Source organism: Kastovskya adunca (assembly GCF_059505785.1).
Window position 1 is genome coordinate 12685 of the sequence record NZ_JCACLG010000023.1, and the last position, 13336, is coordinate 26020.

Annotated in this window: 12 protein-coding genes; 11 read left to right on the forward strand and 1 reads right to left on the reverse strand. The window is 44.6% G+C overall.

The genetic code is table 11. The features are described from left to right. Positions 1 to 38: 38 nt before the first annotated feature. Positions 39 to 896 (reverse strand): helix-turn-helix transcriptional regulator, encoded by an 858-nt coding sequence (locus AC5JR3_RS08475; RefSeq protein WP_495844910.1) that lies wholly within the window; start codon positions 894 to 896, stop codon positions 39 to 41. 88 nt (positions 897 to 984) lie between these two features. Here AC5JR3_RS08475 and cas3 point away from each other — a divergent pair, with 88 nt between their 5' ends. From cas3 to cas2, 11 genes are all read left to right on the forward strand, one after another. After that, positions 985 to 3102: a type I-D CRISPR-associated helicase Cas3' gene (gene cas3 / locus AC5JR3_RS08480; RefSeq protein WP_495844912.1), complete on the forward strand. Its 2118-nt coding sequence runs from the start codon at positions 985 to 987 to the stop codon at positions 3100 to 3102. A gap of 240 nt (positions 3103 to 3342) precedes the next feature. Beyond that, positions 3343 to 3846: a restriction system modified-DNA reader domain-containing protein gene (locus AC5JR3_RS08485; RefSeq protein WP_495844913.1), complete on the forward strand. Its 504-nt coding sequence runs from the start codon at positions 3343 to 3345 to the stop codon at positions 3844 to 3846. Continuing rightward, positions 3839 to 4087, forward strand: a complete 249-nt coding sequence (locus AC5JR3_RS08490) for a DUF433 domain-containing protein (RefSeq protein WP_495844915.1) — start codon at positions 3839 to 3841, stop codon at positions 4085 to 4087. Before AC5JR3_RS08485 ends, AC5JR3_RS08490 begins: the two co-directional genes overlap by 8 nt. Beyond that, on the forward strand, positions 4084 to 4467 hold the full coding sequence (locus AC5JR3_RS08495; RefSeq protein ID WP_495844917.1) for a DUF5615 family PIN-like protein: 384 nt from the start codon (positions 4084 to 4086) through the stop codon (positions 4465 to 4467). Before AC5JR3_RS08490 ends, AC5JR3_RS08495 begins: the two co-directional genes overlap by 4 nt. Next, positions 4464 to 7811, forward strand: coding sequence for a type I-D CRISPR-associated protein Cas10d/Csc3 (gene cas10d, locus AC5JR3_RS08500; RefSeq protein WP_495844919.1), 3348 nt, complete (start codon positions 4464 to 4466; stop codon positions 7809 to 7811). Before AC5JR3_RS08495 ends, cas10d begins: the two co-directional genes overlap by 4 nt. A 38-nt stretch (positions 7812 to 7849) precedes the next feature. Continuing rightward, a complete protein-coding gene (gene cas7d / locus AC5JR3_RS08505) occupies positions 7850 to 8863 on the forward strand; it encodes a type I-D CRISPR-associated protein Cas7/Csc2 (RefSeq protein WP_495844921.1) in 1014 nt (337 codons plus the stop codon). Positions 8864 to 8865: 2 nt separating this feature from the next. Continuing rightward, entirely contained in the window at positions 8866 to 9564 is a 699-nt protein-coding gene (gene cas5d / locus AC5JR3_RS08510; RefSeq protein ID WP_495844923.1) for a type I-D CRISPR-associated protein Cas5/Csc1, read from the forward strand. Positions 9565 to 9606: 42 nt separating this feature from the next. Next, the gene (cas6, locus tag AC5JR3_RS08515) at positions 9607 to 10437 is read left to right on the forward strand and encodes a CRISPR-associated endoribonuclease Cas6 (protein WP_495844925.1); all 831 of its coding nucleotides are present in this window, start codon (positions 9607 to 9609) and stop codon (positions 10435 to 10437) included. Between the two features lie 90 nt (positions 10438 to 10527). Beyond that, a complete protein-coding gene (gene cas4 / locus AC5JR3_RS08520; protein WP_495844927.1) occupies positions 10528 to 11121 on the forward strand; it encodes a CRISPR-associated protein Cas4 in 594 nt (197 codons plus the stop codon). A 149-nt stretch (positions 11122 to 11270) separates the two neighbouring features. Further along, entirely contained in the window at positions 11271 to 12275 is a 1005-nt protein-coding gene (cas1d, locus tag AC5JR3_RS08525; protein WP_495844929.1) for a type I-D CRISPR-associated endonuclease Cas1d, read from the forward strand. 19 nt (positions 12276 to 12294) lie between these two features. Next, the gene (cas2, locus tag AC5JR3_RS08530; protein ID WP_495844931.1) at positions 12295 to 12567 is read left to right on the forward strand and encodes a CRISPR-associated endonuclease Cas2; all 273 of its coding nucleotides are present in this window, start codon (positions 12295 to 12297) and stop codon (positions 12565 to 12567) included. Positions 12568 to 13336: the final 769 nt, after the last annotated feature.

Sequence of the window (13336 nt, forward strand, 5' to 3'; positions counted from 1 at the left end):
ATGAATCTGACAGTTGGTGTGGTGACTATCGTAAAACACTAGTCAAGGGTGGTGAGGTTGTAGCGATCGCAAAGGGATTTGAGTTTTTGGAGAAAGCGATCGCGCACGCTATCCGGGGCAACAATCTCGCAGTCTTTTTCATAGGGCAACACTTCTCGATATAACCAGAACGTACTGGACACTTTCCGAATAACTTGCAGCACCTCTCCTTGGGACTCCTGGCTAATATCATCAGGCTTAGATTCATAAGCACGAGCAAGCCATCCGTAAAAGTGTAATTGCACTTTTATAAGATCTTGGTCATCTCTCCACTCCCCCTCTGTTGGTAAGACGGCTAAATTTGTAATTCGATCTAACCGCAACGAGCGATTGTGAGCGAGTTCGGGAATATCCTGATTGCCCTCTGTCTCTTCGTTCCAAGTTTCTAGGTAGAACCGCTTTTCCCTAAATTTGATTTGGGCATGACGGACGGTGAATTCCCACGCTCGCTTTTGGGAATCCTGATAGTAGAGGCGAAACGGCTGTCGGTTTTCAATCTGCCGATCGAGCAGAACGCGCCAAGCTTCAACAGGCTGACTGATTTGCGCTAAGAGGGACTGGCGTAGAGGTGCTTCGAGGTTACCCCGTTCTAATAACAGTCCAACGAGGGTTTGGGCTTCAAGGATGTAGCCGGAATCAATCAGTAATTTAGTGGCTTGCTCTAAGGATTGTACTTGCACTGAAGTCAGAGCAAATCGCTGTCCTACTTCTAGGTTTTGTTGGGCGATCGCGACAATCAAACCAGAAATACTAGGACGGTCGCCCCAAAGAATATCGAGACGAGCGGCGATCGCTTCTAGCTGTTCCTTAGTTCCTGGCGGAATTGACAGTGTAATTGTTTCTTTTTTTCTCGTCATCCTAAAAGTACACTTGCAAATTTAGAAAAAGTATGTCATTTTGGATTTATTCAAATATAGATTACTTTCAGACAAGAGCAGTGCAGCCATGACAGCCTACTCGATTGTGCTTCAATCTCTATACTCGCGTCTGTGCGAGAAAACTCCTGAAGGGATAACCTTACCGACCGAATGGTCTTCACTCTCCTGGCATCAAGCGGCAACCTTTGAAGCGCTGAAAGATTCGAGCGTCGATGTTGTCTTCAACACTGCCGTGACGGGTGACGGTAAAAGTTTGGCGGCATATCTGCCAGCAATGACCAGTCGCACGTACACTTTCGCCGCCTACCCGACAAATGAACTGGCACGGGATCAGGAAAAGCAGGTACGAAGTTACAAAAACAAGTTTCAGCCTGAATACGATCCGCAAATCTATCGCTTGAATGCAGCGATTCTTGAGGAGTTTATTGAAACAAATAAGCTGCCTTCAAAGCAGGCGGGATTACTCAATCGTTCGGATAATTCAGAGATTCTTCTGACTAATCCTGATATTTTTCACTACATTCATGACTTCCGCTATCTTCGGCGCAACAAAGAGGGTAAGGGGGACAATCCCAATCGGCTATTTGCCAATATTGACAAGAACTATAAGTTATCCGTTTTTGATGAGTTTCATATTTTCTCATCTCCCCAGATTACTAATATACTTAACGCTATCTTGCTGATTAAGCATACAGTTCCTGGCAAGCAGTTTCTCTTTCTCTCAGCTACTCCCAATGAGTTATTGCAGGAGTTTTTGTACAAAGCCGGACTGAAGTACCGTGTTATTAATCCGGTAAAGGAGGGTGGTTATAGATTTTCCTTAGAGAAAGGTGATAAGAATTGGCGGCAAATTAGTCAGCCAATTGCCCTGATATTTCCTCGAAATCTAGAACCGAACTCGCGTTCTAGTTATGAATGGATTTTAGAGAATGCAGAAACAACAATTTTGAGATTCTTTCAGGATTATCCATCTAGTAAGGGAGCAATTATCCTCAACTCAATTGCAGCGGTTAAAAAGCTACTTCCGAGGCTGAAGGAGATTTTTGAGCCGTTAGGATTTAAGGTTCGAGAGAATACAGGTTTGACGGGAGAGACAGAAAAATCAAAGTCTGTTGAAGAGGCAGATTTACTGCTGGGAACCTCTACGATTGATGTAGGGGTGGACTTTCGGATTAATTTTTTAGTTTTTGAAGCGGCGGATGCAGGTAACTTTATTCAGCGCTTGGGACGGTTGGGTAGGCATGAAGGGTTTGATGCGTATCAGGCTTATGCGTTGCTACCAAGGTTTATTGTAGAGCGACTGTTTGAGGCTGAGTCGCACCCATTGCAAGATGGCGAGACTTATGATCGCCTTACTTTCTCTGATTCTGTTCGCTCTCACTTTGCTTTCGTTAATGAGTTTGAAAAATATCCCCAACGGTGGGGGGGAATTCAATCAGCTTGTGTTTATTCAGAATTACTGAGACTTACTCATCAGTATCCCAAAGCAGCACAGGGATTTGGTAATGATATTCAAAACGTATTAGGAATTAGTGTTAAGAAAAAATTCGGACAAATTAAACACTGCCAGCGGGAAGGAAAGCAGAAAGTTGTTGATGAAGCGCGGAGTTTCCGAGGAAGTAGCCAACTCAATTGTGCCATCTACGATGCAACGAATCGAGATGAACCAGAAAACGAACGTTTCAAAACCTACAATCTTCCCAGCCTTTTGAGTAACTTTACATTTGAGTGGCGGGAGAAGGAAGCTTTTCTGGAACGCGCAAAGAAAGCTGGTGTTGCAACGAACCGCTTTGAAAAGGCGTTGTGTTACCTGAAGTTAACAGGTTATCGAGAGGTGCGGGAAGACTGGCACTTTTACCATACAGGAGAGGTTGGCGAGATTGCCAAGTCGGGTAAGGTGCAAGTTCTCAAGGGTTTGCAGGTTTGGCAACCTCACGGTAGTGGCAGGAATCAGGTTAGTAAGAAGCTGAGTAGCCGAGGTTTGGTGTGCTTCGTGTGCGATCGCGATCGCGCCTCTGTCCGCGCCACACTGGGATTACCAATCCACTTCCAAGTCTATGCCTTGAGTAATGAGTTAAACGATGCCAATCCTCGCTACAGCATTGCCTTTGGTCAGTCGGCGCTGTTGCTGGAGACGCTAGCTTGGCACTGGAAGCCGAAGGAGGATGAAGGTTGGATTTGCTAGAAAGCTTGCGGAGAAAGGGCTTTGCCCGAAATCAGAAGGCGACAGTTTTTCAATCCCTAAGAGGTATTAGTGAAAGTGCAGCACTGAACTGCAACCCTTTCTCCTTGTATATAGGATACACGATTTTGTCACCGCCCTTACTCATACGGCTACAGTAACTATTTCATAAGGCTACAGTAACTGCTTGACGTTTTAGGGGGAGGCAAGGATGATGGTAGAAACCACCATCAGCAGGTACTTATGGATATTCATCTCAGTGATGCCGATATCGCTCAAATGCCAGAACCGGGTCGTACCTTGTTTCTCAACTGGCTTCCCGAATACCTGGAAATCAAAAAGTTCCATCCAGTAGCCGTTCCTCAACAGTCCGAAAAACCTGAAGTATCTTTTGTTCAGCTAGATCTTTCTGTTGAACCTCAAAACCCTCAGCAAGAGACAGAACACACCCATGTTAGGCTCACTCAGCTATTTGAGGCGGGTATCACCCAACAGGGGATGGTAGTTCGAGTCAAGCTAAAGCGGAACTTAGCAAAGCGCTTTGGACGCCAGTACAGAGAAGGACTTGAAATATCTCCCAAAGGAACAATCGTTTTCAACGGACAAGAGTTTGATAAACCGAGTCCCCTAGCAGCAAAGGTTAATGGTAGTTCAGCTAACGGTTGGGAATACGTCAAGGTCAAGAAAAATGACCAGTGGGTTTGCTTAGATGAGTTGCGTCAAATTTGGAGAAAGACCAATGACTAAGAAAAATCTGTTATCTCGAATTTCGATTGACCCGAATATTTGTTTCGGCAAACCTTGTATTCGCGGACATCGTATTTGGGTGTCTTTGATACTGGATTTTCTCGCTAACGGTACGACTATTGACGAGATTCTAGAGGACTATCCTGGTTTAGAAAGGGATGATATTTTTGCCTGTATTGCCTACGGTGCAGAAATGGCGAGGGATTCCTATGCCGAGATTCCTCTGGAGATGAATGGATGAGGCTGAAGTTAGATGAGAATCTTAGCAGCCGTATGGCAACGCTATTGCGTTCAGCAGGACATGATGTCGCTACAGTGCCGGGACAAGGCTTGTCTTCAACACCAGATACGCAATTAATTGAAATTTGCCGCAGTGAAGGTAGATGCTTAATCACATTAGATCGGGGTTTTGGCAATCGCCTTCGATTTAAACCGTCTGATTATTCAGGAATTGCAGTTATTCGCTTACCCAAGCAACCCAGTCCAGGAGATTTGCGTGAGGCAGTTGAGATATTAATTGCTGGGTTGGAACAAGCAGAAATCGAAGGGAAGCTGTGGATTATTCAACGGGGAGCGATTCAGGAGTATCAACCCATCGAGCCAGAGGAGGCAGATGAATGAGCGCAGAACAATTATCTTTATTTGATGAAAACTTTGATGAACTGCCGCTAGAACCCTTAGACCTTGATACTAAAGAGGAAGAGGATGATGAGGCTCCAGCAAAAGCTGAACTTTTAACAATTCGATTATTTAGAGATGCCATTAGAGAGGCACCAGGAAATAAAGGCGATCGCACCTTAGAAACCTTTGCCGAATATGTCTTACCTAACCTAATTCAGCAGTTAGTTGGTGCAACGGCTAAAGGTGGTCAATTTGCAGAAGATAGACGTGCCGAAGGGAAGAATGTAGAGCGCAGTAAAGAAGACCAATCCTTTACCTCACACTTACTCAACGGCTTATTTCCTACCTATCGAATTCTTAAGACACTCAAAACAGACGTAAAAGAAACTAATCCAGTTAAACGCAACTGCGGTGAAGCGGAAATTTCCCTCTTTATCGCTTCCTATATCTTGCATGACTTTGATAAATTTCCTGATTATCGAGAATGGTTGAAAAACTCAGACGGAACATTCCAAAACCGTGACTGGCGAGATAACCCAGCTAAGAAATCAGAAGCACCTGACTTTGGACGGGGATATATTGCTCAAAAAATTTGTGATTTTGGCTTAGATTACCTACTCGGTGATAACTGGAAGTCTCAAATTGACGATATTGTTTGGCTTAGTCATAATGCTGGCGTTAAATGGGATGCCGATTTGGGTCTTGAGAGTCGCGGATTAACACCTAAATTAGATGGAAGAGTGCGAGGAACGCTGGCAAGTTTAGTTAGACTATCCGATTTATTTGCTTCCGTCATTAAGCATCCCAGCGATATCCTTTATAGCAAGAATGAAACGAGTGATAAGAAGGAAAATTTAGCTGAGATATTGGAGAGCATCAGTAATCATCAGCTGAAGTTTAGCTATCATTCCCTTTCAGATAATCGTGGTGTTTTAACTAATATTCTCAATAATGCCTTGATGGAAGCACATCCAAATGAGTTTTATACGCCACTGCTGTACTTACCTGATGGGGTTGTTTATTTAGCCAAAGCTGATGCACCAACAATTGATACAAGTACGATTCCTGAACAGGTTATTGCAAAAATTCGCAGTTTTTGTGCTGAGAGACTGAAGCAAAAACCTACTGGGTTTAGTCGAGATGGTAAGGGATTTAAGTTTGCAGATTACTACTGGCTGTTTTTTGATACATCTGAGTTGATGGAAGTCAGTATTACAGCGGCTTGTAATCTCATTCCCAGTACCAAACCTTCTTCAGCGAAAAAGCGGAGTGAGAGTTTAGTTAAATTCAAAAATCAGGGAGATTTACCAGAAGACATTAATGTTGAGTTTGAAGCCGATTACCGTATTGATCGCCTTGCTGAATTTGGCGATACGCTGTGTCGTGGGATTTGGAATGATTGGTGCGATCGCTTCAATAACTCCCAAAAGCAAAAACCGAAAGCCAAACGTCAGACTCTGCCTGAATTAGACCTAACCCAGAAATTAGCCGAACACTTGGGATTGTCTGAAAAAATTCCCGAGCTAAGAGCAATTCAATCTCTCAAAAAAACAGGCGGCGTTCCCCTAGATTGGTATTATCTCGCTGCACAATATCTACAGCAAAATAAAGGGTTAGATGAAAACCAGTTTCGTCAGCAAATGGCAAACATGGTGAGTTATGCAGCAAGCTTAATTCAACCCATAATCGAAGAGTTTACGATTCCCGATGGTTGGGAGGATTTGCGAACATATATCAGCCGAGTTGTGACTCTACCTACAGGTGCAGTGACGCCACCAGAGGTTAACCCTTTCTTAGTCGAACTCAACCGATACGGTGCTGCAAAAATAACTGGAAGAGGACGGGAAAATGTCTGTGCTATGTCCAGTTCTCCCTACACGGTTACTGAACAAATGGAGTCAGCAACTCTGTTTGCTCCTCAAGTTTACAGTAATCGCCAGATTCTATTTAACGCACAAGCGGCTAAACGACAAATTTGCTCAATTTGGTCAATTGAGATCATGTTGAGGCAAATTTTGATGAATCAAACAAACGCTACAGGAGCAGATTTTGAGGGGCGAAAGTATCGGTATCTCTATCTTTATCCTGCTTATTTCTTTACGCCAGAAACAAATAGGTTCTTACAAAAGGCTTACACCTGGATTGCCAGAACTCGATTTGATGCCGATATCCGCAAGCATTTGATTAGCGATAAACAAGTGGCGTGGTTCAATACGGAGAATTATCAACAAGTCGATTCCTTGTTAATTCAAGAAGACTTGCAGCCCGAAAATGACCGTACATTTAAACTAAACTATCCAGAAAATCAGCCGCTAACATTCTTTTTCTTAGCACTACCACCAGGAAGAGATGCAACCGATACTGAATCTTGGATAATGCCAGCTTGGTTAGCCTTTGTCTTACCGCTAATTTTAGATGTAAAAGCAGTTGCGTCAGAATCTCCCGTACCGCCGTTTATCAGTGGTGCTGATTTTGAAAAGACTGCCGTCCTCGATGGCGAACATCAAGCGATTCGTTCTTTAGTAAGAGAGGATGAATACCGCTTAGATAGTATTCTGCCTCGTGAATCAAATCAGCGTAAATTTTCACCATTAAATGCTTTAAGTGCGGCTTATTGCATTCATTTAGAAGTGAATCGAAAAAAAGATGGAAACCCAGACTGGGGGAAGTTAGCGGCATTAGCTCGCGATTTAGAAACTAACTCACTCTATGTGTTCCACTATCTCACGAAATGGTTACGGAAACAGGACAAACTTGAAACCGTTCCCGTTGCCAAAATCAAGCTGTATTTCGACTTTTACCACTACTTCGATCCAAAAGGAGACGATATGACCAAGCTCCATGAACTGACAACACTCTATCGCAAATTCTACAGAGCGGGTTCAAAGAATAAAGGCAAACCATATAAACCACCAACTGCTAACGCAATTCTTAAGCCAATTGATGAAGCGGCTGATGTTGTTTTGAAGGCTAACAAAGCTTTAGCTTACGGTACTGAATCCCTAATAGAGCTTGTTACAGGGCGTTTAGCAAGTTTGATGAAAAGGGTTGAGCGAAGTGATGCTGAAGGAAGGCGTACTTATGGGTTGATTGATGGAGAACGAAGATACCTTAGATCAGAAGAAGAACGTCAGGCAATTCATCAATTTTCTGAATACTTTGTGAAGGAGATTTTTGAAAAAATGTTCAAATGTGATCGCGCTCGTCTTGCTGGCACCCAATTAAACCTAATCCGGGATACCTGTGAGTACCTTTATCGATTAGAAGATGACCAAGAACGTCGGGAACGCCAGCAAGATGAACCGGAAGATGTTCCTGAATTAAATACTGAAGAAGTTAGCTAGATAGTCTTTGTCAATACCTACAAATTGGAGTAAAACCAATGAACCTTATTAACACTGTTGATTCCAAATTTTTCCATTCCGAAATTCCGGCTAAACCAATGGGCAAATATGCTCACTTCATAACCCTTCGCGTTACCGAGTCTTACCCCCTATTTCAAACCGATGGTGAGTTGAATAAAGCAAGAGTTCGTGCGGGAATTGAACGGAAAGAAACCATTAGTCGTCTTGCCATGTTTAAGCGCAAGCAGTCTACACCCGAACGCTTAACCGGGCGGGAACTGCTGCGTAATTACCAAATCGGTGACTGGGAAAAGTGTGACTACAACGTTGATTTCAGCAAGACGACACCGGATTGCATTCTCTATGGTTTTGCTATTGGTGATTCGGGTTCAGAGAAATCTAAAGTTGTTGTTGATACCGCTTTTTCCATTACTCCCTTTGACGATTCTCACTTCAACTTTACCCTCAATGCTCCTTTTGAGAGCGGAACTATGAGCCGCAATGGTGAAGTAACTAGCCGGATTAATAGCCAAGATCACATTTTACCCCAAGTCTTTTTCCCTAGTATTGTGACGCTGAAAGACCCAACTGAGTCGGGATTTCTCTACGTTTTCAACAACATCCTTAGAACACGCCACTATGGAGCGCAAACTACACGTACTGGTCGAGTTCGTAATGAGTTGGTTGGAGTTGTTTTTGGGGATGGCGAGATTACCAGCAATCTGCGCTGGACACAAAAGATATACGACTTGATGAGTAATGCAGGTCAAATTCAACCGCCTGATCCTCTTAATGAAGATGAAGTTGTAGCCGCTGCAAGAGAAGCGATCGCTGAACTCATGTCTAAAGAATGCATACCTCACACTGATTTTATTGGTGATTCGTTAATACCGCTTCTAAATGAAGTTAAATCAATAATCAGTGATGAAAATCGCTTGAAAACAATGTTGATACAGGCGAACGCTGAATCATCTACCTACGCTGGGAAACATATTTCCAAAAAATCAGATAAAGGCAAAAAGGATAAAAAAGGAGCCGCCGCCACGGAGTAAATATGACCATTATCTATCGCTATCAGCTTGAGCTTCACGATAGCCTTTACTTTGCTACTCGTGAGATTGGACGATTGTATGAAACAGAGCCAATAATTCACAATTACGCCCTCTGTTATGCCCTAGGGTTGGTGGATAGCGACGCTTACTCTACTACGGTTGCCGAAGAACATTCCTATCGCTACTTTTGTCCGGAACAAGTTCCCAAATATGAGGAGCATTTAACGCCGCTGAATCTACAGGGAATTTATGTCACTCCCGCACGGGCACTCAAGCATACGGCTACTCTCAGTACCTGGAAGTATGCAAACAACAACTATCACGTTGAGATGGAGAAAACTCAGAAAAACATTCCCAGTTTTGGCAGAGCAAAAGAGATTGCCCCTGAAAGTAAATTTGAGTTTTTTGTAATTTCTGAAAAGTCGTTGAAACTGCCGAAATGGATTCGCTTAGGGAAATGGATGAGTAAGGCAGAAATGAAGATTGAGGAAATTCCCAAGTTTAAACGCTCTGAAGGTGAATTCACTTTTCCTTATCCCCTCAACCCTTTGGATGTGATGTTCTCGCATCAAGTGATTAGCTATGACGTAGTAAATATGCCCCCAGTCAGTCTCATCCAAAATATTAAAATGCGAGGGCAATTCTACGAGTTTGAAGGTCTAAAAATTCCAGCTTGTATGCAGTATTGCTTTAGAGGATGAGTCTAAATTGAACTGATTGAAATCAAAAAAGTAGATGTAGAGATGCCCCATAGCCTAGTTCTCAACTTACTTCCCCAGTCACCAATTCCGTTGCAATTCCTGTCTGGAAGGCATTTACATGCTCTGTTTCTCACCCTCGTCAGTTCGGTAGACTCTCAGTTGGGTGACTACTTGCACGATGCAAAAGCTGACAAAGCTTTTACTCTCAGCTCTTTGCAAATTAATCGGTATAAGCGAGTGGGATGGCGCGACTCAACTTTGCGTTGGGAACACAAAGAGGCAATTCCTGCGGGTACTCCTTGCTGGTGGCGCGTCTCTCTTCTCGATGACACCTTATTTAGCAGACTTACCCAATTGTGGCTAAATCTTAACCCAGAACATCCTTGGCATCTTGGCCCTGCTGACTTGCATATTACCAGCATTCTCGGTACTCCCCAATCGACTCATGCTTGGGCAAATGCGAGTACCTATGCTCAACTTTACGAGGAAGCATCTGAAAGCGATCGCACTATTCATTTTGCCCTCTGTACTCCCACCGCTTTTCGTCAGGGACAGTACGACACCGCCCTTCCTACCAGAGAGAGTGTATTCAACAGTCTTCTCAATCGCTGGAACAAATACAGCGGGATTGAATTATCTCCCCTGTTTCTAGAGTCAATCTTTCCCAGTTTTTTCAACATCCGCACTGAAATTGCCACCGACTCTCGCAGCAAGTTTATCGGCTGCGTCGGCGATCTCACCTTTCGCATCTTAGGAGATGTAGAGCCGCTGCACATCAAGCAAATCAACGCCCTGGCTGATTTTGCCCTCTACAGTGGTATTGGGAGAAAGACGCCGATGGGTATGGGTATGGTGCGGCGGTTGAACCAGTAGAGACATTGCAGAAGAGATATAAGAGGCGTTTTATGAAACGTCTCTACTTTGAGCATCGCTGTAGTCCAAAATATCAGCTCACTTACATATATGAATGACACTGACTACATTCCCATCGCCTCCCTCAACCAATACGCCTACTGCGCTCATCGTTGCTGGCGGATGTTCTGTTTGGGAGAGTTTGCCGATAACCAGTACACCATCGAAGGAACTAGCCTGCACGATCGCGTCCATACGTTGGGGGAAGGACACCGGGAGGAAACTTGGCAAGTTCGAGCAATTTGGCTGAAATCAGAACGCTACGGGCTAATCGGGAAAGCGGACTTGATTGAAGAAACGGACGGGCGTTTGTACCCTGTGGAGTACAAGCGGGGGAAGCGGGGAGAGTTTGATAACGATGAGTTGCAAGTGTGCGCCCAGGCGCTTTGCTTGGAGGAGATGACGGGAAAAAGTATCTCCCAAGGCTACATTTACTACGCCCAGTCTCACCAACGCCAACTTGTTGAGATTTCAGCCGCCCTCCGAGAACAGGCGATCGCTACTATCACCGCCGTCACCACGCTCTTGCAAACGGGCAAAATGCCGCCAGCCGTTTACAGCAAACGCTGCTCTGGATGCAGCCTTCATCGCGCCTGTCTTCCCCAAGCGGTGGCAAAAGTGAGCCGCTACAAAGAAGCTATTTAAAGGGGTAGACACTAATCAACTTTAAGCCCAGAGATTGTAAGAGCCTAGGGCTATGCACAAAAAACCGCCGGAGTTTACCCTCGAACGAAGTGAAGGGCGGGCTAAATCAAGGCATTGTCGAAACTAATATCTAAGGAGTGTAATCAACGATGGGAACTGTCTACATCACTCAGCCGGATGCTTTCATTGGCAAAATTGACGAGCGTTTAAATGTCAAGGCGAATAAACAAACCTTACTGGATGTCCCCCTACTAAAGGTTGATGGTGTCGTTGTTTTGGGACGTGCTACCATTTCCCCCGCCGCCCTTACCGAACTCTTAGAGCGCCAGATTCCCCTCAGCTTTCTCACGGGGACAGGTCGCTATCTAGGTCGTCTTGAGCCAGGATTGAGCAAAAATATCTTTGTGCGCTCGGCGCAATGGCAAGCCGCAGGGGAGTCAGAGAAGGCGGTGCAGGTCGTTAGAGGCTGCGTGCGCGGTAAGCTGAAGAACTATCGTAACCTGCTAATGCGTTCCCAACGGGAAAATCCCTCCCTCAGCCTGCAACCCGCTATTACCCGTTTAGAACAAGCGATCGCTCCCATCAGCAAAACTGCCTCAATCGCCTCCCTGCGAGGGTTAGAGGGGTCAGGGAGTGCCGCCTATTTTGGCTGTTTCGGTCAACTGATTCGTGCTGAAGGCTTTCAGTTTAACGCCCGACGCCGCCGCCCTCCTACTGATCCGGTGAATGCTTTACTCAGCTTTGGTTACTCGCTACTCGCCCATGATTTGCAAAGCGCGATCGCTATTGTTGGCTTTGACCCCTATTTAGGCTACCTGCATACTGAACGTTACGGTCGCCCCTCTTTAGCATTGGACTTGATGGAAGAATTTCGCCCCCTAGTTGTCGATGCGGTGGTACTGGCGGCGTTGAATAAGCGATCGCTTACTCCCAATGACTTCACCTGCGAACCCCTCAGCCAAGCTGTCTCCCTAACTAAAGATGGACTGCATACTTTCTTGCGCCTATACGAACAGAAGAAACAGTCCAAGTTTAAGCATCCCGTTCTCGGTCAGCAACGCACTTACCAAGAAGCTTTTGAAACGCAAGCGCGACTATTAGCCAAGTTTTTGCTAGGACAAACCGAACAATACCCACCCCTGATTCTCAAGTAAGTCTCATTAGAACGGCTATATGGACATTGTTGTTACCTACGACATTCCTGAAGATAAACGTCGCACCAAAATTCACAAAATCCTGAAATCTTACGGTCAGTGGATGCAGTTCAGTGTTTTTGAGTGCAACTTAACTGATACTCAGTACGCCAAATTGCGATCGCGTCTGAGTAAGTTGATCAAACCCCAAGAAGACAGTATCCGTTTTTACTTCCTCTGCGCCTGCTGCAAGAATAAAGTAGAAAGAATAGGCGGAGAGCAACCACGAGACGAATCCATCTTCTTCGTCTAAGGCGCGACAGGGTAGGTGTTTGATTGTCTCTTCTTTGAATTTTGGCTGAAACCCTTACCCTGCCGACCGTTGAACCTATTAAAGCCTAAAAACGATCTGTGCAACGTCTGAAACTTTTACTAGACAGTACTTTGAGCTAATCAGTGTTGATAAGCCCTTGCCCTCAATTCCCTCTTCTATGCTATAATTCCATCAATTCGCGCAACTGTACCTTGAAAACTACATACAACAAGGGTTTCAGCTCCCGTTTTAAAACCTCTTAATCCCTATCAGGGATTGAAACTGGGCTGTACGCTGCTTAGTTGAATCAGCGCTTTTGGTTTTAAAGCTTCTTAATCCCTATCAGGGATTGAAACGGAAATGTATCGTAGCTTGTTACACTTTGTCGTTTTGGTTTTAAAGCTTCTTAATCCCTATCAGGGATTGAAACGTTTCTTGCCAGATGCGGTTAGCATCACGCTTAAAGTTTTAAAACCTCTTAATCCCTATCAGGGATTGAAACCAGGCTAAATCTGAATACAGCTATATAGCTGTTGGCTTGTTTTAAAATCTCTTAATCCCTATCAGGGATTGAAACTTTGAATTGATGCCCGTGCATCTGAATATCCCTCGCGTTTTAAAGCCTCTTAATCCCTATCAGGGATTGAAACTCGTTGAGGCTGGTAGATGCCATCCCTTGCGCCAGTTTTAAAGCCTCTTAATCCCTATCAGGGATTGAAACGCCGCATACCCCAGCCCTCGCGTTACGTTCTTCGTCGTTTTAAAGCCT

Coding starts and splice junctions, on each gene's coding strand:
- cas3 (WP_495844912.1), top strand. CDS start 985: ATGACAGCCTACTCGATTGTGCTTCAATCTCTATACTCGCGTCTGTGC.
- AC5JR3_RS08495 (WP_495844917.1), top strand. CDS start 4,084: ATGAGGCTGAAGTTAGATGAGAATCTTAGCAGCCGTATGGCAACGCTA.
- cas10d (WP_495844919.1), top strand. CDS start 4,464: ATGAGCGCAGAACAATTATCTTTATTTGATGAAAACTTTGATGAACTG.
- cas5d (WP_495844923.1), top strand. CDS start 8,866: ATGACCATTATCTATCGCTATCAGCTTGAGCTTCACGATAGCCTTTAC.
- cas6 (WP_495844925.1), top strand. CDS start 9,607: ATGCCCCATAGCCTAGTTCTCAACTTACTTCCCCAGTCACCAATTCCG.
- AC5JR3_RS08485 (WP_495844913.1), top strand. CDS start 3,343: ATGGATATTCATCTCAGTGATGCCGATATCGCTCAAATGCCAGAACCG.
- AC5JR3_RS08490 (WP_495844915.1), top strand. CDS start 3,839: ATGACTAAGAAAAATCTGTTATCTCGAATTTCGATTGACCCGAATATT.
- cas2 (WP_495844931.1), top strand. CDS start 12,295: ATGGACATTGTTGTTACCTACGACATTCCTGAAGATAAACGTCGCACC.
- AC5JR3_RS08475 (WP_495844910.1), bottom strand. CDS start 896: ATGACGAGAAAAAAAGAAACAATTACACTGTCAATTCCGCCAGGAACT.
- cas7d (WP_495844921.1), top strand. CDS start 7,850: ATGAACCTTATTAACACTGTTGATTCCAAATTTTTCCATTCCGAAATT.
- cas4 (WP_495844927.1), top strand. CDS start 10,528: ATGAATGACACTGACTACATTCCCATCGCCTCCCTCAACCAATACGCC.
- cas1d (WP_495844929.1), top strand. CDS start 11,271: ATGGGAACTGTCTACATCACTCAGCCGGATGCTTTCATTGGCAAAATT.